Raw genomic sequence first — 23,131 nt, 5'->3', positions numbered from 1 at the left:
CATCCGCGCCAGACCTGGAATGAGTGGAAAAATGACCTATCGGACATTTCGTGAGAACCGCCGCTCGACCCGGTAGCAGTCATCGTGTGATGGATCATTGGGTGTCTGAAATAGCAAGAAAGGTGGTTAATACTTCGCGCACTCTCGCTCTTCATACCATCGCGTAAAGGCTTCGGCGCTTATCGGTCGGCAGAGGTGAAAGCCCTGGGCGACATCGCAGTTGTATCGACCCAAGGCATTGAGTACGTGGGCTGTTTCTACGCCTTCGGCGATGACTTCCATACCAAGGTTGTGCCCAAGTTCGACAACACTTCGTACGATCAGCTCGTTGGCCTTATTACTTTGCATGGCCAGTACAAAGGATTTGTCGATTTTGAGTTCGCTGATGGGCAAATCCTTCAACTGAGCCAGGCTGGTATAGCCGGCACCAAAATCATCGATGGCGATACGGATGCCCATTGTATGGAGCCGCATCAGAATCGAATGAGCAGCATGGGAATCGAGCATGATGGCCGACTCGGTCACTTCGAGCACGAGCATGTTCGGAGACAGTTTGTAGCATTCGAGCAGCTCGACAATCTGAAAGACCAATTTGTCGTCCAACAGGTTGCGCGCAGAAATGTTGACGGCAACCGGAATGTTTATTCCGGCGTCTGCCCAGACCCGCACTTGGGAGAGCGCGAGGTTCAGCACGTAGTAAGTCAGAGAGCCGATAATTCCGGTGAGCTCGGCGCAGGGGATGAACTCATCCGGACGCACGAGGCCGCGTACCGGGTGCTGCCAACGCACCAGCGCCTCGACACCGGTGACATGCCCTGTGTTCAGACTCACTTTCGGTTGGTAGTCCAGGAACAACTCGCCGCGATCCAGAGCTCGGCGTAACTCTCCGAGAATGGTCAGGCGCTCTGGAGATCGACGATCAGATTCCGGGTCGTAGGTGAGTATGCCTATGCCCTGCTTCTTGGCTGCATACATAGCAATGTCGGCGCGTTGCATTAGCGTCGAAGTATCGTCACCGTGCATGCCGGAAACGACCACCCCGAAACTGGCTTCGACATCGAGCTCGACGCCGTCGATCTCAAAAGTGGCGGTGATCGCGGTGTGTAGCCGCAGTGCTGCCTGGAAGGCCCCGTCCAGGCCGTCCACGGAGGGAAGCAGGATGGCAAACTCGTCGCCTCCCAGTCGGGCGACAGTGTCGATTTCACGTGCCTCATTGAGCAGCCGCTGGCCAATCTGGTCGAGCAAGCGATCCCCGTAATAATGTCCCAGGGTGTCGTTGACCTCTTTGAATCGGTCAAGGTCGATCAGCAACAGGCCCGTGGTTGAGCCGTTGCGCCGCGCCAAACGAATCGCCTGCTCGAAACGGTCGGCCAATAGCGTCCGGTTGGCCAGCCCGGTGAGTTTGTCGTGCAGCGAAGCGTGCAGTGCGGCTTTGCGTTGGCTGTCGAGCTCGAAGCGAGTGCGCTGCAGCACCGTGGCAAACAGGCCCGCGAGGATCAGTCCGGCGATAAAAACGATTGGGGTGGTAGTGGCGTTGAACGATTCCCGTGTGCGAAGTTTCTCCAGCGCCACAATCGACTTGTAACGGTAATTGTCCGAGGCTTGCTGGACGGATTTTTCAATCTTTTCGAATCTCGGGCCAGCCTCTTCGTTGTCGATCCAGCGCACCTGCGTGTCATCGCCACGATCGACTGCGTCGAACAACTTATTGATGCTTTCCAGATAAGGGGTCAGCGCCGTGCGAACACCCTCGACGAGACTGCGGTCCTCAGGCGATCCTGAACGGTGAACATTTTCGAGCGCATTGGTCAGTTGCGTTACGACATTGTTGAACTCATGACGCACTTTCGGATTGGGATCCAGCCGATACTTATGCCCCAGAGACTTGGCGGCTGCCACTGCAACCCCTGCCGATGTGTAGTGGTCGGACAGTCGACTCCAGGCGATTGCCTCCTGCCCCAGGCGTCCGGTGGTTATTGAGGACCACACTGCAAAGCCGCTGATTGCAAGCAGTACCGCGATCAACCCAAAGCTCGCCCATCTGCTAGGCAAAATTTTGCACCAGTGCAATTGCCGGGGTGTCGCACTCACCTGTGCAAAGACTGCAGGTTGCTTCGGACTTGCTGGTGGTAATTGGCTCATGGGCTACCAGAGAGGAAAAATGGGAACCCGCCAGGTCTGACGTTTGAAAAACATCAAATCTGGCGGGCTGGGGCTGTTGGAGTCGGTTTTTTCAACGGCCTGCCAAGGCCTGTTGACAAGCTCGGGTAACATCGAGCCCGAGCTCAGGCCGCGTCAGTGGCGGGGCCATGAAGGCGGGAGAAACCGGACTCTTGATACAGCGCGCGAGAATAGCGTCGATCTCGCGCTTGCTCGCCTCGTCGATTTGCCAACCATCGATCTCGCCGATCGGGTCGAGTTGATCCGGGCGGCGCGCGCCCCACAGCGCGATTGTCGGCCCCTGGTCGAGCACCCACCTCACGGCGAGCGCGAGCACGGATTTGCCGAAACGCTGCCGCGCCAGGGCGGCGAGTTCATCTACGGCGGCGAGATAGTGCGAGAAGCGATCGCCCTGGAATTTCGGATCGACCTTTCGTAGATCGTCGCCGTCGAACGTGGTGGATGCGCTCATCCTGCCGGAGAGAAGCCCGCGACAGAGCGCGCCATAGCTCAAGACCGTAAGACCTGTCTTGTTGGCATACGGGAGCACGTCGACTTCCATCTCCCGCTCGAACAAATTGTACGGTGGCTGAACGGCGTCGACCCTGGCAACGGCGCGGAAAGCATCCATCTGCGCCGGCGAGAAATTACTGACGCCGATCGCCCGAATCTTGCCCGCGAGGCGCAGCTTCTCGAGAGCCAATGCGGTTTCCTCGAACGGCGTCTCCAAATCCGGCCAATGGATCTGGTAGAGGTCAATGGCGTCGGTGCCAAGCCGCCGCAGCGAATCCTCGACTTCCTCGATGAGACGCGCAGGCCGGGAATCGCGATAGACCTTGCCGTCTTTCCAAACGAGGCCAGCCTTGGTCGCGATCTGCACCTTGTCCCGCAGGCCCCCGCCGAGCGCCTTGCCCACGATCTCTTCAGAATTGCCGAAGCCATAGACCGGCGCGGTGTCGATCAGCGTCACCCCGCGCTCCACCGCCAAGCGGATGGTGGCGATGGCCTGCTGTTTGTCGGTGCCCCCCCACTTCCATCCGCCGATCGCCCAGGTGCCGAGGCCAATGCGCGACGTCTTCAGTCCGGACGAGCCGATTTCAATCTGTTCCACTGTATTCTCCAAGGTATGTTCAGGAATCCTGAAGGGCGCCGCTCACTTTCGGTCGAGTCCGATCATCTCGATCCCTCGCCGGCATCTTTCGCGGGCAGATGGCCGATCGCCGACCAATCCAGCGTTTCACCGCCATGCGCCATCAGCGTCAGGAATCGGTCGCGCAAGAGGCTGGCGAGCGGCATGGGCACGCACAGTTCCTCGGCGGCGGCGAGCGTCAACCGAATGTCCTTCTGTCCGAGCGGCGCGGCGAAGCCCGCCGGTTCGAACTGCTCCGCCGCGATCAACCCGCCATAGATTTTGTAAACCGGGACATTGAATAGCGAGGACGTCAGCAGCTCGAGATATTGGTGCCGGTCGATACCCGCCTTCCCGACCAGCGCCATTGCTTCGCCGAGTGACTCGATCACTGAAGCGATCAGGAAATTGCCGCTGAGTTTCACCAGATTGGCCAGGCTTGGCGTGTCGGACATGTTGACCGTCTGCTTGCCGATGGCATCGAACAGCGGCGTGGCGTCACGGATCGCATCATCGGTGCCGCCCGCAACGACGAAGAGCTGGCCAGCGGCCGCGGCCTCCGGGCGTCCGAAGACCGGCGCTGCAACATAGCGCTGCCCCTTTAATGCGTGGCTCTGCGAAAGTCGGCGCGACAGGGCGACGCTGATCGTGCTCGCCGAGATGTGGATCGAGCCTTCAGCAAGGCTCGCGAGCACGCCGTCCTCGCCGAAGACCACGCTCTCGACGGCTTCGTCATTAGCGAGCATCGTCATGACCACCTCGCCCTGGCAGGCCTCTGCCACGGTCGCGGCAGCCCTTGCTCCTAGTGCCACGACCTCGTCCGCCTTCGCGCGGCTGCGATTGAAAACGGTCACGTCATGGCCGGCCTTCACGAGGTTCGCGGCCATACCGGCGCCCATGCGCCCCAGTCCTATGAAACCTACCTTCATGACTGCAGTCCTCTTCATTGGTGTCGGACGCCCGGCGGATGCCGCCAGCGTGAATTCATCGGTTGCGCCGCTCAGCACGGCGTTATGCGAAACGGAGTGTTCGGGCTTGCGCGCTGGTTCAGCCCTGTCGTTTGATGAGCGCGTCGAATGCTGCAGCATGGTCCGGATGCCAACGCGACAGTGCCGGGCGGTTCTCGACAACGTCGCCTGCTGCCCAAAGAATGCGCTGTTCATCCAATGAACGAGGTACGTCGTTGTCCGGGCAGAGGATGTAGAAATCTCCCGCATCGAGTCGCTCCATCATGAAGTCGACGGTCTCCTCGGGCGTCCAGGCTCCGGCGGGTTTTTCGCTACGGCCATTGCGAGACAACTCTGTGAACACAAAGCCCGGGATCAACAGATGCGCGCTGATCTGTCCGTTCGCGGTGTTACGCAGCTCATGCTGCAACGCTTCGGTAAACGCTTTGAGGCCTGCTTTCGAAACGTTGTACGCAGGATCACCGGGCGGAGTGGTGATGCCTTGCTTGGAACCCGTATTGATTACGAGGCCCGGACGACCGCGCTCAATCATCTCGGGGACGAACACCTGCGTGCCATGAATCACACCCCACAAGTTGACACCCAGGACACGCTGCCAATTTTGCGCAGGACCGAACATCCCGCTGCCGGGCTGAACACCGGCGTTATTCATCAATACATCCGTACCGCCGAAGCGCTCCCGAACAGCCGCTTGCAGACGACACAGGTCTTCGACACGACTGACGTCCGCTTCAATAGCAAAAACGTCCTGAATGCCGTTCGCAGCCAATGCGCAGACTTCTTCGACAGCCTTCGCAAGACGCTGGCTCCCGAGATCGGCAATGCAGATGCGCAGCCCTTGCCGAGCGAAGCGCTTGGCCGCAGCCAGGCCGATGCCGGCGGCGCCGCCGGTAATTACCGCAACAGCACCTGGAGTCAATGCAGGATGAGTCATTTGAAATCCTGGTTTAGAGCCGATTTCCGGCGTTAGAAAAGAAAAACAATTGCTCCCTCACACGGCTACGCGGTTGTCCGTATCGCTCGCCCACATCATGGAAACCGCAAATACACCCAGTCCCCCCAATGCCAGCAGCGCGCCCACCCAGCCTGTCGAGGCCCAGCCAAAACCGGCGGAAATGGTCACCCCGCCCAGCCATGCACCCAGCGCGTTGGCCGCATTGAAAGCCGAATGATTCAAGGCAGCCGCCAGCGTCTGAGCTTCACCTGCCACATCCATCAGACGAGTTTGCAAACAAGGGCCCAAGGCAATCAAAGTGCCTACCAGGAACACATTGATCGGAGCCAGCCATGGGTTGCTGGCGGTGAATACAAAGAGTGTCAGCACCGCAGTCGCCCAGACCAGTAGTCCACCGATGGTGGGCAAGAGCGCCCGGTCGGCGAGTCTGGAGCCAACGAGGTTGCCGACAACCATTCCAGCACCGAACAAAGCCAGCACCATCGGCACAACTGCCTCGGGCAAATGTGTCAGCTCTATCATGGTCGGTTTTACATAGCTGAAGACCGAGAACATCCCCCCGAAACCGATGGCGCCGATGAGGAGCGTCAGCCAGACCTGACCGCGATTGAGCGCTGAAAGCTCACGCAGAGGGCTGGACGATCGATTTCCCGGAGCGTACGGCACAAAACGCCAGATCAGTACCGCAGCGAGCAGCGCTATGAGGCCTACGACCAAGAAGGCGGTCCGCCAGCCAAACCACTGCCCCACTGCCGCCGTTGCTGGTACGCCGAGCAACGTCGCCAACGTCAGGCCCATCAGCACCATCGCTACCGCTTGCGTTCGTCGCTCGCGCTCCACCAAACCAGCAGCGACCAACGCTGCCACGCCAAAATAGGTGCCGTGGGGAAAGCCTGTGAGCAGACGGGCAATGAGCATCGACTGATAGGACGGTGCCAGTGCACTGACAAAATTGCCTATCGCGAAGACTGCCATCAGCCCGATCAGGAAATTGCGGCGGGCCCATTGCCCTCCCACAACGGCCAGCAAGGGAGCCCCAATGACCACGCCCAGAGCGTAGAAACTTATAAGGTGGCCAGCTTCTGGAATGGAAATAGCGAGGTCCTTTGCCGCATCAGGCAACAAACCCATAATCACGAATTCGCCAGTACCAATGGCAAATCCACCCACACCCAGAGCGAGGACAGCAAGACGTTGACTCGTGCGACTTTGCTGGGGCGACACCACCCCATCGCCTGAAGATTCATCAAGCAGTTTGCTATCAACGTGGGACATAGACACTCGCGGTATTGGATAAAACAGAAGTCTGGAATCAACGATTTCGTGCAAGATGATCTTAACGCAAGTATCGTTGAATAAATTTCAATGAGCCGATGAGGCGTTATTCCACACGCCTTCATATACCCGTCACGAGAACTCGCCTAATGCCTGCTTTATCCAGAGCCGATCTAGCTGATTTGAATGTCTTCTCCGTCATCTGCCGACGCCGCAGTTTTCGTTTCGCCGCGGCGGAACTGGGCGTGTCAACGTCAGCCCTCAGCCATGCCATGCGTAATCTGGAAAATCGATTGGGCGTCAAGCTGCTCAATCGCACCAGTCGCTCCGTCGTGCCGACGGCTGCCGGCAGTGCGCTGGTAGAAGGTCTGGAACAAGGATTCGGGCAAATAGAAGCGGCCATGGGTGAACTGGAGCGGTATCGCAATGCCCCTATGGGAAGGTTGCGACTCAATGTGCCCCGTGATGCATCGCGCTTGTTGCTGGGGCCGATCGTGACCCGCTTTTGCCAGACCTATCCCGATATCAAGCTTGAAATCATTGTCGACGACAACATGGTCGACATCATCAAGGCAGGATTCGACGCCGGCATACGTTACGGTGCGACTGTTCCTCAGGACCTGGTCGCTGTGCCACTGACCAAACCTTTGAAATGGGTTGTTGTGGGCTCCCCGCTGTACTTGGAGCGACACGGACGCCCGGAAAAACCGGAGGATCTACTGCAGCACGAATGCATAAGAATCCGGATCGGCGATAACTCTATCTACAAGTGGGAACTCGGCGACGGCGATGACACTTGTGAAATCGATGTGCCCGGCCCAGTCATTGTGAATGAAACGGATATCGCCCTGGACGCCGCCATCGATGGCTTGGGCCTCGCTTACTGCCTGGAACTTCGTGTGGCCCAGCAAATAGCTGATGGACGCCTGGAGGTGGTACTGCCGTCATGGGCCTCCACCAGTGAACCTATGGTTATGTATTACCCCAGTCGCCGGCAGGTCCACCCTGGATTAAGACAACTGATCGAAGTCATCAGATCGGCCCACCTGTAACACTCCTTGAGCGAGCCCCTTACACAAGGGGCCCGTTGCTACTCCAATTGTGGCCCACCTCAACTGTGCCAGCATCCATACCAACCATACTGCTCGGAAACTTCCAGGTCGGTCTGATACAGATCCGAAAGGTTATCGCTGGTCAAGATCTCGCTCTTGGGACCATCGGCTACCACTTGCCCTTCGCTGATCAACACCACGCGATCAATCTCGGGAATTATTTCGTCAATGTGGTGAGTGGTAATAATCATCGCCCGGCCTTCGCCACAGAAGCGGCGCATCAGCTTCAGCAAACCCAGGCTCGCCCCCATGTCGAGGCCTCTGGTGGGCTCATCGAGGATCAATGCCTGCGGATCGTGAACCAGCGCGCGGGCCAGTAACAGGCGGCGTTTTTGCCCTGTGGACAGGCGTTGGAACATGCATTGTTCATCGATAGACATGCCCAGTTGCGCCATGAGATCTCGTGCCAGCGCGACCTGATCATCAGAGGGTTGCAGATGATCATGCGCACCTATAGCGCCAAAAAAACCTGAGGTGACAACATCCAGCGCCGAGGTATAGGGGGTGTAATCCTCCTGCAGGTCCTGCGAGACAAAGCCGATCTTGCTGCGCAGGTCCCAAAGGTTGACCCTTTCATTACCAAACAGCTTGAGAGAGCTGCCTGTCTGGTCGACGGGATGGATCTCGCGGTTGATCAGTTTCAACAGTGTGCTTTTGCCTGCCCCATTGGGTCCGAGGATGGCGACGCGTTCGTTGTAGTCGATTTTCAGTGAGATCCGATCAAACACCTGGGTCTGTTGTTGATAGGCGGTGACTTGGTTCAACTCGATCATCGTTTTGCCTTTATGAGCGGTTGGTCTCTTGCTGCGGGCAACGACCTGTTTGCATGGGTTGGAGGCAGGCAGAAAAAGAGGGAGCGAAGTGACCAAGCTCCCCCTCTTATTGTTACGGGACACTAATGACGCAAAGCATGGGAATGATCAGTACAGGATTTCACGGGACGGTAGGCCATCCACCAGGCGCTGAATGCGCAGCGGATTGCCATTCTTCAACGCATCCGGCAGCAGGCTGTCGGGGTAGTTCTGGAAGCACACCGGGCGCAGGAAACGGTCGATGGCCAAGGTGCCCACCGACGTGCCCCGAGCGTCGGAAGTCGCCGGATACGGCCCGCCGTGGACCATCGAATCACAGACTTCCACACCGGTCGGATACCCGTTGAGCAGGATCCGTCCGACCTTCTGTTCCAGCAATGGCGTCAGCTCACCGAACTGCTCGAAGTCCGCCGGCTCGCCAATGATCGTCGCCGTCAGCTGCCCGTGCAGGCCGTTCAACGCGGCACTGAGTTGTGCCTGATCCGCCACTTCAACGAACACCGTGGTCGGGCCGAACACTTCCTCTTGCAGCACTTCATCGCCATTGGTCAGCAGGCTGACATCAGCATTGAACAGTTGTGGCTGGGCTTGATTCCCTGCTTGCGGGCTGCCGGCCAAATGCTCGATGCCGGGATGGGCAAGCAACTTTTGCAGACCTTGGCCATAGCTGTTCAAGGTCCCGGCGTTGAGCATGGTTTGCGCCGGTTGATCACCCATCAGCCCGGCCACCTGCTGCACGAACGCGCTGAACTGCGGCGAACGAAGGCCGATCACCAGACCCGGGTTGGTGCAGAACTGACCGCAGCCCTGAACCACCGAAGCGGTCAGGTCGCGGGCGATGCTTTCTGCCCGAGCGTCCAGCGCCTGCGGCAAAAGGATCACCGGGTTAATGCTCGACATCTCGGCGAACACCGGGATTGGCTGCGGACGTGTTGCCGCCATGTCGCACAACGCTCGGCCACCCTTGAGCGAACCGGTAAAACCGACCGCCTTAATCGCCGGGTGCTTGACCAGCGCTCCGCCAACCCCGCCGCCGTAGATCATGTTGAACACGCCGGCCGGCATGCCGGTTTTTTCCGCCGCGCGAATGATCGCGTCCGCTACCAGCTCGGCAGTTGCCATGTGGCCGCTGTGGGCTTTGAACACCACCGGGCAGCCAGCCGCCAATGCCGAAGCGGTGTCGCCGCCGGCGGTGGAAAACGCCAAGGGAAAGTTACTGGCGCCAAACACGGCGACCGGTCCGAGGCCGATGCGGTACTGGCGAAGATCCGGACGCGGCAGCGGTTTACGCTCAGGCAGTGCCTGATCGATCCGCGCACCGTAGAAATCACCGCGACGCAGCACGTTGGCGAACAGGCGCATCTGGCCGCTGGTGCGACCGCGTTCGCCTTGAATACGAGCGGCGGGCAACGCGGTTTCACGGCAGACCAGCGAGACAAAGTCATCACCGAGGGCGTCCAGTTCATCGGCGATAGCGTCGAGGAACTCGGCACGGTTGGCTGCGCTCAGGCTGCGGTAGACCGGGTAGGCGCCAGCGGCCGCCAATGCTGCACGGTCGACCTCTTCAAAAGTGGCCTGGTGGAAACTGTAAGGCAGGTTATCGCCCGTGCTGGCATCAACGCTTTTGAAGACGATAGTGCCGGCCGCGCTGCGCTGACCGCCGATGTAGTTGTGACCAAGAATCTGGCTCATGCGTGTCTCCTTAAAGGGTGCCGACGGTGCCCGGTTCGAATGCCGCTTCAACCGGTGCGATGCCATTGATCAACGGTGCGCCGAACTCGGCCTGGCTGATCTCGAACACGTCACCCGGCTGGGTGCGGATACCGTCGGCAAAAGACAGGGTCGCGGTGCCGAAAAAGTGAATGTGCACATCACCCGGACGCAGGAACTGGCTGTACTTGAAATGGTGGTACTCAAGGTTCGCAAGGCTATGGCACATGTTCCCTTCGCCACTGAGAAACTCGTTCTGCCACAGCACTTCGCCGTCGCGCAGAATGCGACTGGTGCCGGCCAGATGCTGTGGCAGTTCACCGACCCGCAGCTCCGGACCATAACTGCAACTGCGCAATTTCGAATGGGCCAGGTAGAGGTAGTTCGTGCGCTCCATCACGTGATCGGAGAACTCGTTGCCGACCGCGAAACCGAGGCGATACGGTTTACCGTCCTGACCGATGACATAGAGACCGCTTATCTCGGGCTCTTCACCGGCATCTTCGGCGAATGGCGGCAGCGGGAACGGTTGGCCCGGACGCACGACGATGCTGCCGTCGCCCTTGTAGAACCATTCAGGTTGCGCGCCAGCCTGCCCCGCTGCCGGTTGCCCGCCCTCCACGCCCCACTTGAAGATACGCATGGAGTCGGTCATTGCGGCTTCGTCACCGACCTGCTGATGCATCTTGTCCCGGGCCGAAGCGCTGCCCAGATGGGTCAGGCCGGTACCGCTGACCAGCATGTGCGCCGGATCCGGGTGATCCAGCGGCGGCAGGATGCGCAGCTTGGCCAGCAACTCGGCGTAGTCGTAGCTGATACCCAGCCCCAGGGTTTGTACCTGTTGCTCAAGATTGACGCCCGCCTCGATCGCCGCCAACGCCAGGTCGCGAACCGTGCGCGCGTCCTGAACTTCGCGCACCAGACCGTCCTCGACCACGCCGACCCGGCGCTCGCCATTACTCAATTCGAACTGAACTAAACGCATGATTTTCTCCTGTAAGCAGAACATGAACGCGCACCATTCCCTGTGGGAGTGGGCTTGCCCGCGATAGCGATCTGTCTGGCACATCAATAGTGAATGTGCCGCCGTCATCGCGGGCAAGCCCGCTCCCACAGAGTCGGTGGTGATTGACTGTTTTGTGTCAGGTGCGGGTGGCGCCACGCGCACTGGCCGCAAACTGGTCAGCCGGCAACACATGCTTGCGCTCCAACAAGCGATACACCACGCCGGTCAACACCAGGCCGAACACCATCACACCCGAAAGGAAATACAGCCCCGACGCCAGATTGCCGGTGTACTCCTTGAGCGCACCGATCACGAACGGACCGATGTAGCCGCCGAGGTTGCCCACCGAGTTGATCAAGGCGATCCCCGCTGCGGCACTGGCACCGGCAAAGAAGCGACCCGGCAACGTCCAGAACACCGCGGTGCAGGAAAACAACGCGAATGCCACCAGGCACAGCGCCGCCAGTTGCAACACCGGTACCGTCAGCCAGGCGCTGAGAAACAGACCGATGGCACCCAACACGTAAAGCACCGCCAAGTGGCCGTAGCGATCATTCAAACGGTCGGAACTGCGCGGAATGATCAGCAAACCGATGATCCCGAAGATGTACGGCACAGACGACACGAAGCCAGTTACCAGATCCGTGCCACCGAATTGTTTGATTAGAGTCGGCAGCCACAAGCCCAGGCCGTAAATGCTCAGGGTCACCGGCAGATAGAACAGCGCCAGCAACAAGACTCGTTTGTCCTTCAGGGCGTGCAACGGATTGCCGTGGCGAGTCTGGCCGTATGCCTCGAGATCCTTTTTCAGCTCGCCGGCCAGCCAGTCCTTCTCGGCTTGATCCATCCATTTCACTTGTCGCGGACCATCAGGCAGCCAACGCAGCACCGGCCAGGTCAGCAGGATCGCCGGGGTGCCGATCACAATGAACAGCCACTGCCAACCGTGCAGACCGAGGGTGCCGTCCATGCCGAGCAAACCGCCGGACACCGGGCCGGTGATCATCATCGCGATGGGTTGGGAGAGGATGAACAACCCAAGGATCTTGCCGCGATGGCGAATCGGGAACCATTGGGTGATGTAGTACAGAACGCCCGGGAAGAACCCGGCTTCCGCTGCACCGAGCAGAAAGCGCATCACGTAGAAGCTGTGCGGCCCCTGAACGAAGGCCATGCCGATGGTGATGGCGCCCCAGGTGACCATGATCCGCGCAAACCAGCGTCGCGCGCCGAAGCGATCGAGCATCAGGTTACTGGGGATTTCCAACAGGAAGTAGCCAATGAAAAACAGCCCGGCACCCAGACCGTAGGCCGCGTCACCGATGCCGATATCGGCGCCCATGTGCAGCTTGGCGAACCCTACGGCGGAGCGATCCACATAGGCGATCAGGTACAGCAAGATGAGGAAGGGAATCAGTTTCAGCGTGATGCGACGAATAAGCCGCAATTCCTGGCTCATGAGATCGGTCTCCGATTGTTGTTGTTATAGAACCTCGGGGGACGCCTCTCGCGGAAAACCGCCAGGGCCATCCCTCCGATGAAATTGACTATATAGTAATACTATTTACGCAACAACACTTCCAAACTGTCGAATTACAGCCTATGTTACGCCTCAGCTCGAATAATATAGTCATACAATAAGAGAACCGATCATGTCTGATAAGAATCCCACCCTGCGCTCCGCCCAATGGTTTGGCACCGCCGACAAGAACGGCTTCATGTACCGCAGCTGGATGAAGAATCAGGGCATCGCCGACCACCAATTCCACGGCAAGCCGATCATCGGCATCTGCAACACCTGGTCGGAACTGACCCCGTGCAACGCGCATTTCCGCCAGATTGCCGAGCACGTCAAACGTGGGGTGATCGAGGCCGGGGGCTTCCCGGTGGAATTTCCGGTGTTCTCCAACGGTGAATCGAACCTGCGCCCGACCGCCATGCTCACCCGTAACCTGGCAAGCATGGACGTAGAAGAAGCCATTCGCGGCAACCCGATCGATGGCGTGGTGCTGCTGACCGGTTGCGACAAAACCACCCCGGCGTTGTTGATGGGCGCGGCCAGTTGCGACGTACCGGCGATCGTCGTCACCGGCGGGCCAATGCTCAACGGCAAGCACAAAGGCCAGGACATCGGCTCGGGCACCGTGGTCTGGCAGCTCAGCGAACAGGTGAAAGCCGGCACCATCACCCTCGACGATTTCCTCGCGGCCGAGGGCGGCATGTCCCGCTCGGCCGGTACCTGCAACACCATGGGCACCGCGTCGACCATGGCCTGCATGGCTGAAGCCCTCGGCACTTCCCTGCCCCACAACGCGGCGATTCCAGCCGTCGATGCGCGCCGTTATGTGTTGGCGCACATGTCCGGCATGCGCGCGGTGGAGATGGTTCGCGAAGACCTGAAGCTGTCGAAAATCCTCACCAAGGAAGCCTTCGAAAACGCCATCCGCGTGAACGCCGCCATCGGTGGTTCGACCAACGCCGTGATCCACTTGAAAGCCATCGCTGGCCGCATCGGCGTGGAACTGGACCTCGATGACTGGACCCGCATTGGTCGCGGCATGCCGACCATCGTCGACCTGCAACCGTCCGGGCGCTTCCTGATGGAAGAGTTCTACTACGCCGGCGGCCTGCCAGCGGTGCTGCGACGTCTGGGTGAAGCCAACCTGATTCCGAATCCGAACGCCTTGACCGTCAATGGCAAGACCCTCGGTGAGAACACCAAGGACGCACCGATCTACGGCCAGGACGAAGTGATCCGCACCCTCGACAACCCGATCCGCGCCGACGGCGGGATCTGTGTATTGCGCGGCAACCTGGCGCCACTGGGTGCGGTGCTCAAGCCCTCCGCCGCCAGTGCCGAGCTGATGCAACACCGCGGCCGTGCGGTGGTGTTCGAGAACTTCGACATGTACAAGGCGCGGATCAATGATCCGGAACTGGACGTGGATGCCAACTCGATTCTGGTGATGAAAAACTGCGGGCCGAAGGGTTATCCGGGCATGGCCGAAGTCGGCAACATGGGCTTGCCGGCCAAGCTTTTGGCCCAGGGCGTGACGGACATGGTGCGTATTTCCGATGCGCGCATGAGCGGCACGGCGTACGGCACCGTCGTTCTGCACGTGGCCCCGGAAGCGGCTGCTGGCGGACCTTTGGCGACGGTGAAGGAAGGTGACTGGATCGAACTCGACTGCGCCAACGGGCGTCTACACCTGGACATCCCGGACGCTGAACTGGCGGCGCGCATGGCCGATCTGCAACCACCGCAGCAACTGATCGTGGGTGGTTATCGTCAGCTGTACATCGACCATGTGTTGCAGGCGGATCAGGGGTGCGATTTCGACTTCCTGGTCGGTTGCCGCGGTTCTGAAGTCCCCCGCCACTCCCACTAATCACCGTAATCGTCGAGGCTTTCGGGAAGTTCGCGAAGGGGGACGATCATGAAACGCTTCATTGAAGGTGAGGCTCGAACTCAAGTCACGGACGCTGTTTCGGGTGCAGATAGCAAAAAATACGGATCAGAGTGGTGAGCCAACCTGTATAGCCTTCAAACCCCTCCCACAAAAAAGCCCACTGACCGTCACCGGTTCAGTGGGCTTTTCGATGACGCCTCTAGTTACAGAGCCATGTCACTAGCAGCTTTAGCCTTCGGCGCCTTAGGCGCTTCAGCCGGAGCAGCAGCCGGAGCCACCGCTTGGCCAATCACCGGCGGCGGAGTCAGCTGCAACACCTTGGCGGTGTAAGCCCACTCCTCTGCAACCTTCTCAGGACTGCCATTCAGTTGAGTGCCATAACTCGGCACGATCTGATGCAGCTTTTCCTGCCAGGCAGGCGTTGCAACCTTGTCCTTGAACACTTTCTGCAGCACGGTCAGCATGATCGGTGCAGCCGTCGAAGCGCCCGGCGATGCGCCCAGCAAACCAGCGATGGTGCCGTCTGCGGAAGCAACGATTTCAGTACCCAACTTCAGCACGCCACCGGCAGCTTCATCACGCTTGATGATCTGCACGCGTTGGCCGGCTTGCCACAGACGCCAGTCTTCAGCCTTGGCGTTCGGGAAGTATTCTTTCAAGGCGTTGAGGCGGTCTTCGTCAGACAGCATCAGTTGACCAGCAAGGTACTCGACCAGCGGGTATTCCTTGATGCCGACTTTGGTCATTGGCCACACGTTGTGCGTGGTGGTGGTGGTCAGCAGGTCCAGGTACGAGCCTTCTTTCAGGAACTTGGTGCTGAAGGTCGCGAATGGGCTAAAAAGGATAGCCATGGTTGTCAGCAGATTCTTTGTGTAACAATCCTCCACTCCACATTTTACAAGGATGTTCAAAATGGCTGGCAAACCTGCTGCCCGAGTCACGGACCCTACTAGCTGTCCGCTTCCCGGCCATGGGGTTAACCCCATCGTCGCAGGCTCCCCCGATGTTTTCTTTGAAGGTTTGGCTGCTGCTCGACAAGACGACAAAAGTGCGTGCGGCAGCCCCATTGTCGGGGAGGTCGCCTCTACCGTTCTTATTAACGGCAAACCCGCCGCAACTGTGGGCAGCGTCGGTGCCCATGGCAATAACGTTGTGAGTGGCTCCGGAACGGTGATCATAGGCAATTCCCACACGCCAGCGGGTTTCGTCCCGCCTTTACCGATGCCGCTGTGGCTGCAGCCATTTAATGAGCAGTTTCGTATTCTCGGAAGCGACGGCCAGCCTCTCGCCCATGTGCCTTATCACATCAAAGATGAGGCGGGTCGGGTTTACACCGGTTTTTCTGACGAATCAGGGCATACACCACGAATTACTACAAAGAAACAGGAAATACTTGAAATCACCACGGGCGTTGCCGCGCTTGAAAAGTGGGGCGATGCATGACCGAGTTCTCTTGTAAGGTCCCTACAAATCAACAGGCCGGGTCGGTTAGCAATGTGCCTGGTTATTCAATGCCTGCCAACATTCACTTATTCGTTGTCGTTGATGAAATAGGTAAAGATGGCTTTCTGGTTCGCAAAATCTACTCTTCGCCAGATAATCCTCATCTTGTCGCAAAGAACCTTCCGGCATTTCAAATCAAACACGAGGTATGGCCGGAAAAATTTGGCATGTTACCTATTGATCCGAAATCTAACGCCACAGTAGCTGAGCACGTTTTTAGCAGCAGAAAATATCCATCCAGCTATCTCTCTACCAGTTCTGAATTCCCAAAGGGTTCGCCGCGATTCGAGGGCAAGACTGTTTACATTGATATAGAAAAAGCAAAAGCTGCCGGCGCAAAGCTTGTTACCACCGAAGAAATATTGAAATCCCTCGAGGAATATAAAAAAGTCGCCCCTAAGAAAATAGCTCAAATTGAACAAATTGCAGAATGGGTAAAAAACATAGATAAGGAGGTATTGGTTCACGCTGAAAAAGTACCGGCTAAAGCAGTCTTTACCCCAGGATCCTATAAAGCCACAACCCTGTTGATTAACGGCGCTAGAGTGGCAAGGGTTTTTGCCATTGGGTTTACCGCCTATGACTTGAAATTGGCTACAGATGAGTCAATCAAGCAAAATAGCGTCAAACCGATCTCTGTCGAAGTAGTCAAGCAGGCTGGAGGTTGGGGCGCCGCAATCGCGGGAGGACGGATTGGTCTGGCGGTAGGTGCCGCTGTCGGTATTGAAACGGGCCCCGGAGCAATTGTTAGCGCTGCTGTCGGCGGAATTATCTTCGGTACGGCGGGTTACTTGGGTGCTACCTGGCTTACTGATTACGTACAAGACTGAGGCCTGGTTATGAGTTTTTTTAGTCGTTTAAAATCCTTCATGAAGCAAGAGCCAGAAGAGCAAATTGCCGGATATACCGTTTCAGAACTAAAATCTATTTTTACTGTCTCTTCAACAAGCATATTTAATCGGCTACCCGAGTATCCAAAAGTAGCGTCTTTAGAAAGACTGGGCATCCCAGCCTTTTATTCTTCCTTTTTAATTGACAACGAAGACACTCATATTTTTTTGACTCTCGTCGAGTTAAATTTTAAATACAAATCTGAAAAGATGTTCAATGATTTACCTGCAAAGCAATATGTAAACGATGAAAGAAATGAGCAGTTAGTATTTTTTTCCTCCACGAGAGAATTCAACTCAACAACTGTTCGAATGGTTACGAACAGTATTGATTTTATGAGTGTTATTTTGGGCGAGAAATTCGCCACGCCTCCACCATGGACCGCATTCGAGGGGTACAACCCTTCCTGGTGGGGAGGTGATATGCAAGGCGCTCAGGGTTACTACAATGACAATTACTTCCTTCCCTTCTTCACTCGATTGAGTGATTTAGAAAAACAGGAGTATTACGCAAGATTCGAAGCTACAGATGAATGGATAGAAAGCCTGAATTTGATGTACGACGATGAGTGAATCTGACGTGTTCAGGTCTGCTCCGCAGCCCAGTGGGAGCAAGCTCCCTCGCCACAGGAACGGTGTCAGTCTTGAGATTTGCGCGGCCAGCAAGTGCTGAATACCAGACACAAAAAAGCCCACTGACCGTCACCGGTTCAGTGGGCTTTTCGATGACGCCTCTAGTTACAGAGCCATGTCACTAGCAGCTTTAGCCTTCGGCGCCTTAGGCGCTTCAGCCGGAGCAGCAGCCGGAGCCACCGCTTGGCCAATCACCGGCGGCGGAGTCAGCTGCAACACCTTGGCGGTGTAAGCCCACTCCTCTGCAACCTTCTCAGGACTGCCATTCAGTTGAGTGCCATAACTCGGCACGATCTGATGCAGCTTTTCCTGCCAGGCAGGCGTTGCAACCTTGTCCTTGAACACTTTCTGCAGCACGGTCAGCATGATCGGTGCAGCCGTCGAAGCGCCCGGCGATGCGCCCAGCAAACCAGCGATGGTGCCGTCTGCGGAAGCAACGATTTCAGTACCCAACTTCAGCACGCCACCGGCAGCTTCATCACGCTTGATGATCTGCACGCGTTGGCCGGCTTGCCACAGACGCCAGTCTTCAGCCTTGGCGTTCGGGAAGTATTCTTTCAAGGCGTTGAGGCGGTCTTCGTCAGACAGCATCAGTTGACCAGCAAGGTACTCGACCAGCGGGTATTCCTTGATGCCGACTTTGGTCATTGGCCACACGTTGTGCGTGGTGGTGGTGGTCAGCAGGTCCAGGTACGAGCCTTCTTTCAGGAACTTGGTGCTGAAGGTCGCGAATGGGCCAAACAGGATGACGCGCTTGCCGTCCAGAACACGGGTGTCCAGGTGCGGAACCGACATTGGCGGTGCGCCAACGGAGGCTTTGCCGTAGGCCTTGGCCAGGTGTTGCTCGGCGATGGTCGGGTTTTCGGTGACCAGGAACGAGCCGCCTACCGGGAAGCCTGCGTATTCCTTGGCTTCAGGAATGCCGGACTTCTGCAGCAGGTGCAGTGCACCGCCGCCCGCGCCGATGAACACGAACTTGGCGTCGGTTTCGGTTTTGGTGCCATCTTTCAGGTTTTTGTAGCTGACGCGCCAGCTGCCGTCTTCGTTCTTGGTGATGTCTTGCACTTCGCTAGACAGTTTCAAGTCGAACTTTGGCGTGGTTTGCAGGTGCGCAACGAACTGGCGGGTGATCTCGCCAAAGTTGACGTCGGTGCCGATCGGGGTCCAGGTGGCCGCGACTTTCTGGTTCGGGTCACGCCCTTCCATCATCAGCGGAACCCACTTCTTGATCACAGCCGGGTCTTCGGAGTACTGCATGCCGGCGAACAGCGGGCTCGCTTGCAGGGCTTCGTAGCGCTTTTTCAGGAACTTGATGTTGTCATCGCCCCACACAAAGCTCATGTGCGGCGTGGAGTTGATGAACGAACGCGGGTTTTTCAGCACGCCTTGCTGAACCTGCCAGGCCCAGAACTGACGGGAGATCTGGAAGGCCTCGTTGATTTCAACGGCTTTCGGGATCTGAACTTTACCGTTCTCGTCTTCCGGGGTGTAGTTCAACTCGGCCAGGGCGGAGTGACCGGTACCGGCGTTGTTCCAGCCATTGGAGCTTTCCAGGGCGACGCCGTCGAGGCGCTCGACCATTTCCATCGACAGATCGGGTTCCAGTTCATTGAGCCAAACACCCAGGGTCGCGCTCATGATGCCGCCGCCAATGAGCAGCACATCGACTTTCTTTGCCTCTTCCGCGTGAGCGGACGCGATCCCCATCGACAAAGCCAGCCCCAGCAGGGCCGTGTTCATTTTTTTAAACATGTGTAGCACCTATGATAAAACGCCATCCGCCCTTCCATCTTCACTTACGAGCCCCTTGTTTACGGCATTCAGGCAGGATGTCGTGGGTGCTCGCACATGACGATTGGAGGGTGGGCACACAAGGCCGACGTGTCTCCATCGACCTCAGTTTATATGTCCCTACTGAACTGACTTTTTATCTTTATTGGCTTCAGCTACTTGAGCGACAGTGATTCTGTTGGCGCGTCTCAAGGACGCGCAAACTGAATAGGTCAAAGCAAGTTAGGGCGAAGAATATCACGACCGGACAAACCCGCGCGTCTGTTCCCGACTTGATAGTCCGGGCACGGGCGCTGAGCCCACTATACTCATCCTGATTTTCTCGACGAGCCTGTGAGGAGCAGTCATGAGCGACAAAGACGATTTGCGCAAATATTCCTCCCAAGTGGTCGACGGCGTGGAGCGCGCGCCCGGCCGCTCGATGCTGCGGGCCGTGGGTTTCACGGACGAAGACTTCAAAAAACCGCAGATCGGCATCGCCTCCACATGGGCGATGGTCACGCCCTGCAACATGCACATCGACAAGCTGGCCATTGAAGCCGAAAAAGGCGCGAATGCCGCTGGCGCCAAGGGCGTCATTTTCAACACGATCACCATTTCCGACGGCATCGCCAACGGCACTGAAGGCATGAAGTATTCGCTGGTGTCGCGTGAAGTGATCGCCGATTCCATTGAAGTCGTGGCCGGCTGCGAAGGCTTTGACGGTCTGGTGACCGTGGGCGGTTGTGACAAGAACATGCCGGGCTGCCTGATCGGTATGGCGCGGCTGAATCGCCCTTCCATCTTCGTGTATGGCGGCACCATCCGGCCGGGCGCCGGCCACACCGATATTATCTCCGTGTTCGAGGCCGTGGGTCAGCACGCGCGGGGGGATATCAGCGAGATTCAGGTCAAGCAGATCGAGGAAGTGGCGATTCCCGGCCCCGGCTCGTGCGGCGGCATGTACACGGCCAACACCATGGCTTCCGCCATTGAAGCGCTGGGCATGAGCCTGCCCGGTTCCAGCTCTCAGGACGCCGTCGGCAGCGACAAGGCCTCGGACAGTTTCCGCGCTGGCCAGCAGGTCATGAAGCTGCTCAAGCTGGACCTCAAACCGCGCGACATCATGACCCGCAAGGCCTTTGAAAATGCGATTCGGGTTGTGATCGCCCTCGCCGGCTCGACCAATGCCGTGCTGCATCTTCTGGCCATGGCGCATGCCGTGGATGTCGAGCTGACGCTGGATGATTTCGTCGAGCTGGGCAAGGTTTCCCCGGTGGTGGCCGACCTGCGTCCCAGCGGCAAATACATGATGAGCGAACTGGTTGCCATCGGCGGCATCCAGCCGCTGATGAAGCGCATGCTCGCCGCCGGCATGCTGCATGGCGATGCGCTGACGGTCACCGGCAAAACGCTGGCCGAAAACCTGGAGAGCGTACCCGACTACCCCGAGGGTCAGGACGTGATCCTGCCCTTCGACCAGCCGATCAAAAAGGACTCGCACTTGGTGGTGCTGCGCGGCAACCTCTCGCCCACCGGCGCGGTGGCCAAGATCACCGGCAAGGAAGGCCTGCGCTTTGAAGGCACGGCTCGTGTGTATCACGGCGAGGAAGGTGCGTTGGCCGGCATTCTCAACGGCGAAGTCAAGGCCGGCGATGTGATCGTGATCCGCTACGAAGGCCCCAAGGGAGGGCCCGGCATGCGCGAAATGCTTTCGCCGACGTCGGCGGTCATGGGCAAGGGGTTGGGCAAGGACGTTGCGCTCATCACCGACGGCCGCTTCTCCGGCGGTTCACATGGGTTTGTGGTAGGGCATATCACGCCCGAAGCCTTTGATGGCGGGCCGATCGCGCTGATTGAAGACGGCGACAAGATCACCATCGACGCCGAAACCCGGCAGATTACGGTCGATGTCTCCGACGCCGAACTGGCCGAGCGCAAAACCCGCTGGGTGCGCCCGGAATCCAAGTACAAACGCGGGGTGCTGGCCAAGTACGCGAAGACCGTGTCCAGCGCCTCGGAAGGCGCCGTGACGGATAAATACCTCTAACGCCTCAAAGCCGAAACCGATCCACCGACTGCGAGAGTTTGCCCGCCAGGGTGGACAGTTCGTCGGTGGTGGTGGCGGTCCGGCCAATGACCTTGCTGTTGCCTTCGGACATGCCGGCAATCATTTCGACCTGATGGGCGATTTCATTGCTGGCCAGGCTCTGCTCACCGATGGTGCGGGTAATGTCATTGACCAGCTGAGTGGTGTTCAGCGTGGCGTCGAGGATTTCGCGGATGGCGCGCTCGACGTCGGCGGTCACGGCCATGCCTTTATCGACCTGCGCCACGCCCGCCTCCATGCTGGTCACCGCCTCGCGGGTGCTTTGCTGGATGCGTGAAACCATCGTGGCAATTTCCTGGGTGGAGGCGCTGGTGCGTCCCGCCAGGCTTCGTACTTCGTCGGCCACCACGGCAAAACCACGCCCTTGCTCACCGGCGCGAGCGGCTTCGATCGCGGCGTTGAGCGCCAGCAGGTTGGTTTGATCGGCGATGCCCTTAATCACCTGGATGATGCTGAAAATCCCCTCGGACTCCTTGTCCAGCGTGCGGATCACCTGGGCCGACTGCTGCGCCGAACGCGCAATACCGTCCATGTCGTTGACCACCTGATGGATCACCCGACCGCCATCCTTGGCCAGTGCCTCGGCCTGGTTGGCCATGTTCAGCGCACGCTCGGCATGCCGGGTGACTTCCTCGATGCTCGCGGTCATTTCACTGGCTGCAGCCGCCATGGTGCTGGCTGCCACGCTTTGCTGCTGACTGCTACCGGCCACTTCGTGACAGCCACTGCTCAATTGCTCGCTCATGCCACTCACGCCGTGGGCGTTGCTGCGCACGACTTCGATCATGCCGCGCAGGTCGCGCTGCATGGTCGCCAGGCTGCGAATCAGCGCGCTGGCTTCGTCCTTCTGAGTGGGCTCGACAATCGGTTCGCTCAGGTTGCCTTGGGCGATGCTGTTGGCGATGCGGCTGGCGGTCTGCAACGGCCCCAAGATGCTCAGAATCACCCAGCGTCCCTGGGCGAGCAGCAATAACAGGCTGGCAATCAGTACGCCGCCAAGGGCGAAGTTGGCATTGCTGATGGCTTGCTGAGTGCTCTGGCTGGTCTGTCGGGTGTTGGTTTCGATCAGTTCACTGAGGGCGGCCATCTGGTCTTCCAGCTGGCTGAATACGGTACTGAAACTGCCCAGTTGTTGCTGCGCGGCCTCCGGATTTTCCAGCGCCAGCCCGACAATCCGTTCAGCCGCGCTGATGTAGGTATCGAGGCTGGGCTTGATCTTGTTCAGGCCCGCTTTAAGGGTGTCGTTGACCGGCAGCTTGAGGTTTTCAGCGAGCATTTCACGAAAATGCGCCGCATGTTCCTCGATGGAGCTGCGCACCTCGGCTTTGCTGCTGGTGCTTTTACCCAGCCCGACCAGCATCGAGGACAGCACGTCGGCGCGTAGCGCGTCGTGCATCATGTCGGCTTCGAGGTGATTGCGCAGCGCAGTCATACTGACCTCGTTGTCATTCACCGCTTCAGCCACCTGGGTGTTTCCCAGATAACTGACCAGGCTCATGATCAGCGCAGTGAGCAAGCCAGTGCCAATCAGCAGAATCAAACGTAATTTTATGGACACTCTGTGGATCCTCTCTCGGCACGTTTGTCAGTTGCGTAAAGCCAACTGCGGATTGGTTTGCTGAAGAGGTTATCGACTGGCACGAGCGGTTATTGAAGCGAATATCCCTACGCGCATGTCTTTACGACAT

Annotated in this window: 16 protein-coding genes and 3 pseudogenes; 6 read left to right on the top strand and 13 right to left on the bottom strand. The window is 58.3% G+C overall.

Annotated elements, in window-relative coordinates; genetic code table 11:
• Positions 1–126: 126 nt before the first annotated feature.
• The 5 genes from ACYZT5_RS02490 to ACYZT5_RS02470 all read right to left on the bottom strand — a co-directional run bounded on the left by ACYZT5_RS02490 (position 127) and on the right by ACYZT5_RS02470 (position 6,487).
• Positions 127–2,052: a putative bifunctional diguanylate cyclase/phosphodiesterase gene (locus ACYZT5_RS02490; protein WP_462049639.1), complete on the bottom strand. Its 1,926-nt coding sequence runs from the start codon at positions 2,050–2,052 to the stop codon at positions 127–129.
• A 181-nt stretch (positions 2,053–2,233) separates the two neighbouring features.
• Positions 2,234–3,271 (bottom strand): aldo/keto reductase, encoded by a 1,038-nt coding sequence (locus tag ACYZT5_RS02485; protein WP_462049638.1) that lies wholly within the window; start codon positions 3,269–3,271, stop codon positions 2,234–2,236.
• A 62-nt stretch (positions 3,272–3,333) separates the two neighbouring features.
• On the bottom strand, positions 3,334–4,377 hold the full coding sequence (locus tag ACYZT5_RS02480) for an NAD(P)-dependent oxidoreductase (RefSeq protein ID WP_462049637.1): 1,044 nt from the start codon (positions 4,375–4,377) through the stop codon (positions 3,334–3,336).
• The gene (locus ACYZT5_RS02475) at positions 4,337–5,191 is read right to left on the bottom strand and encodes an SDR family NAD(P)-dependent oxidoreductase (protein ID WP_462049636.1); all 855 of its coding nucleotides are present in this window, start codon (positions 5,189–5,191) and stop codon (positions 4,337–4,339) included. The genes ACYZT5_RS02480 and ACYZT5_RS02475 overlap by 41 nt, the downstream gene beginning before the upstream one ends.
• A 57-nt stretch (positions 5,192–5,248) precedes the next feature.
• Positions 5,249–6,487 (bottom strand): MFS transporter, encoded by a 1,239-nt coding sequence (locus tag ACYZT5_RS02470; protein ID WP_462049635.1) that lies wholly within the window; start codon positions 6,485–6,487, stop codon positions 5,249–5,251.
• A gap of 149 nt (positions 6,488–6,636) precedes the next feature.
• Between ACYZT5_RS02470 and ACYZT5_RS02465 the strand changes: the two genes are divergently transcribed.
• On the top strand, positions 6,637–7,539 hold the full coding sequence (locus ACYZT5_RS02465; protein WP_462049634.1) for a LysR family transcriptional regulator: 903 nt from the start codon (positions 6,637–6,639) through the stop codon (positions 7,537–7,539).
• Between the two features lie 59 nt (positions 7,540–7,598).
• Here ACYZT5_RS02465 and ACYZT5_RS02460 read toward each other — a convergent pair whose 3' ends face one another.
• The 4 genes from ACYZT5_RS02460 to ACYZT5_RS02445 form a co-directional block, all read right to left on the bottom strand.
• On the bottom strand, positions 7,599–8,372 hold the full coding sequence (locus ACYZT5_RS02460; protein ID WP_462052172.1) for an ABC transporter ATP-binding protein: 774 nt from the start codon (positions 8,370–8,372) through the stop codon (positions 7,599–7,601).
• A 147-nt stretch (positions 8,373–8,519) separates the two neighbouring features.
• Positions 8,520–10,103 (bottom strand): aldehyde dehydrogenase (NADP(+)), encoded by a 1,584-nt coding sequence (locus ACYZT5_RS02455; protein ID WP_462049633.1) that lies wholly within the window; start codon positions 10,101–10,103, stop codon positions 8,520–8,522.
• Between the two features lie 10 nt (positions 10,104–10,113).
• Positions 10,114–11,106: an AraD1 family protein gene (gene araD1, locus ACYZT5_RS02450; RefSeq protein ID WP_462049632.1), complete on the bottom strand. Its 993-nt coding sequence runs from the start codon at positions 11,104–11,106 to the stop codon at positions 10,114–10,116.
• Positions 11,107–11,263: 157 nt separating this feature from the next.
• Entirely contained in the window at positions 11,264–12,586 is a 1,323-nt protein-coding gene (locus ACYZT5_RS02445; protein WP_462049631.1) for an MFS transporter, read from the bottom strand.
• A gap of 193 nt (positions 12,587–12,779) precedes the next feature.
• Between ACYZT5_RS02445 and ACYZT5_RS02440 the strand changes: the two genes are divergently transcribed.
• Positions 12,780–14,516: an IlvD/Edd family dehydratase gene (locus ACYZT5_RS02440; RefSeq protein WP_462049630.1), complete on the top strand. Its 1,737-nt coding sequence runs from the start codon at positions 12,780–12,782 to the stop codon at positions 14,514–14,516.
• 224 nt (positions 14,517–14,740) lie between these two features.
• Here the strand turns inward: ACYZT5_RS02440 and ACYZT5_RS02435 are convergent.
• Positions 14,741–15,382, bottom strand: a pseudogene (locus ACYZT5_RS02435) (malate:quinone oxidoreductase); the annotation flags it as partial.
• Between the two features lie 67 nt (positions 15,383–15,449).
• On the opposite strand from ACYZT5_RS02435, the gene ACYZT5_RS02430 reads away from it, so the two are divergent.
• The 3 genes from ACYZT5_RS02430 to ACYZT5_RS02420 are packed head-to-tail and all read left to right on the top strand — an operon-like array spanning position 15,450 to position 17,503.
• On the top strand, positions 15,450–15,980 hold the full coding sequence (locus ACYZT5_RS02430; RefSeq protein WP_462049629.1) for a PAAR domain-containing protein: 531 nt from the start codon (positions 15,450–15,452) through the stop codon (positions 15,978–15,980).
• Entirely contained in the window at positions 15,977–16,870 is an 894-nt protein-coding gene (locus tag ACYZT5_RS02425; protein ID WP_462049628.1) for a glycine zipper family protein, read from the top strand. The genes ACYZT5_RS02430 and ACYZT5_RS02425 overlap by 4 nt, the downstream gene beginning before the upstream one ends.
• A gap of 9 nt (positions 16,871–16,879) precedes the next feature.
• Positions 16,880–17,503, top strand: a complete 624-nt coding sequence (locus ACYZT5_RS02420) for a hypothetical protein (RefSeq protein ID WP_462049627.1) — start codon at positions 16,880–16,882, stop codon at positions 17,501–17,503.
• Between the two features lie 165 nt (positions 17,504–17,668).
• Here the strand turns inward: ACYZT5_RS02420 and mqo are convergent, their stop codons facing one another.
• On the bottom strand, positions 17,669–19,315 hold the full coding sequence (mqo, locus tag ACYZT5_RS02415) for a malate dehydrogenase (quinone) (RefSeq protein WP_462049626.1): 1,647 nt from the start codon (positions 19,313–19,315) through the stop codon (positions 17,669–17,671).
• A gap of 385 nt (positions 19,316–19,700) precedes the next feature.
• On the opposite strand from mqo, the gene ilvD reads away from it, so the two are divergent.
• Complete coding sequence (ilvD, locus tag ACYZT5_RS02410) at positions 19,701–21,383, top strand: dihydroxy-acid dehydratase (RefSeq protein ID WP_462049624.1); 1,683 nt, start codon at positions 19,701–19,703, stop codon at positions 21,381–21,383.
• A gap of 4 nt (positions 21,384–21,387) precedes the next feature.
• On the opposite strand, the pseudogene ACYZT5_RS02405 reads toward ilvD, so the two are convergent.
• Together ACYZT5_RS02405 and ACYZT5_RS02400 are read right to left on the bottom strand one after the other, a co-directional pair.
• Positions 21,388–21,984 (bottom strand): annotated as a pseudogene (locus tag ACYZT5_RS02405) (methyl-accepting chemotaxis protein); the annotation flags it as partial.
• Between the two features lie 309 nt (positions 21,985–22,293).
• A pseudogene (locus tag ACYZT5_RS02400) lies at positions 22,294–22,941 on the bottom strand (MCP four helix bundle domain-containing protein); the annotation flags it as partial.
• Positions 22,942–23,131 lie beyond the last annotated feature (190 nt).

The sequence above is a fragment of the Pseudomonas sp. LB3P14 genome (assembly GCF_054898045.1).
This window is presented reverse-complemented; position numbering and strand designations above follow the sequence as displayed.

What these genes read in the sequence shown, in the direction of transcription:
- ACYZT5_RS02480 (WP_462049637.1), bottom strand. Translation starts at nt 4,377, where the DNA reads ATGCTGCAGCATTCGACGCGCTCATCAAACGACAGGGCTGAACCAGCG.
- ACYZT5_RS02475 (WP_462049636.1), bottom strand. Translation starts at nt 5,191, where the DNA reads ATGACTCATCCTGCATTGACTCCAGGTGCTGTTGCGGTAATTACCGGC.
- ACYZT5_RS02470 (WP_462049635.1), bottom strand. Translation starts at nt 6,487, where the DNA reads ATGTCCCACGTTGATAGCAAACTGCTTGATGAATCTTCAGGCGATGGG.
- ACYZT5_RS02465 (WP_462049634.1), top strand. Translation starts at nt 6,637, where the DNA reads ATGCCTGCTTTATCCAGAGCCGATCTAGCTGATTTGAATGTCTTCTCC.
- ACYZT5_RS02460 (WP_462052172.1), bottom strand. Translation starts at nt 8,372, where the DNA reads ATGATCGAGTTGAACCAAGTCACCGCCTATCAACAACAGACCCAGGTG.
- ACYZT5_RS02455 (WP_462049633.1), bottom strand. Translation starts at nt 10,103, where the DNA reads ATGAGCCAGATTCTTGGTCACAACTACATCGGCGGTCAGCGCAGCGCG.
- araD1 (WP_462049632.1), bottom strand. Translation starts at nt 11,106, where the DNA reads ATGCGTTTAGTTCAGTTCGAATTGAGTAATGGCGAGCGCCGGGTCGGC.
- ACYZT5_RS02445 (WP_462049631.1), bottom strand. Translation starts at nt 12,586, where the DNA reads ATGAGCCAGGAATTGCGGCTTATTCGTCGCATCACGCTGAAACTGATT.
- ACYZT5_RS02440 (WP_462049630.1), top strand. Translation starts at nt 12,780, where the DNA reads ATGTCTGATAAGAATCCCACCCTGCGCTCCGCCCAATGGTTTGGCACC.
- ACYZT5_RS02430 (WP_462049629.1), top strand. Translation starts at nt 15,450, where the DNA reads ATGGCTGGCAAACCTGCTGCCCGAGTCACGGACCCTACTAGCTGTCCG.
- ACYZT5_RS02425 (WP_462049628.1), top strand. Translation starts at nt 15,977, where the DNA reads ATGACCGAGTTCTCTTGTAAGGTCCCTACAAATCAACAGGCCGGGTCG.
- ACYZT5_RS02420 (WP_462049627.1), top strand. Translation starts at nt 16,880, where the DNA reads ATGAGTTTTTTTAGTCGTTTAAAATCCTTCATGAAGCAAGAGCCAGAA.
- mqo (WP_462049626.1), bottom strand. Translation starts at nt 19,315, where the DNA reads ATGTTTAAAAAAATGAACACGGCCCTGCTGGGGCTGGCTTTGTCGATG.
- ilvD (WP_462049624.1), top strand. Translation starts at nt 19,701, where the DNA reads ATGAGCGACAAAGACGATTTGCGCAAATATTCCTCCCAAGTGGTCGAC.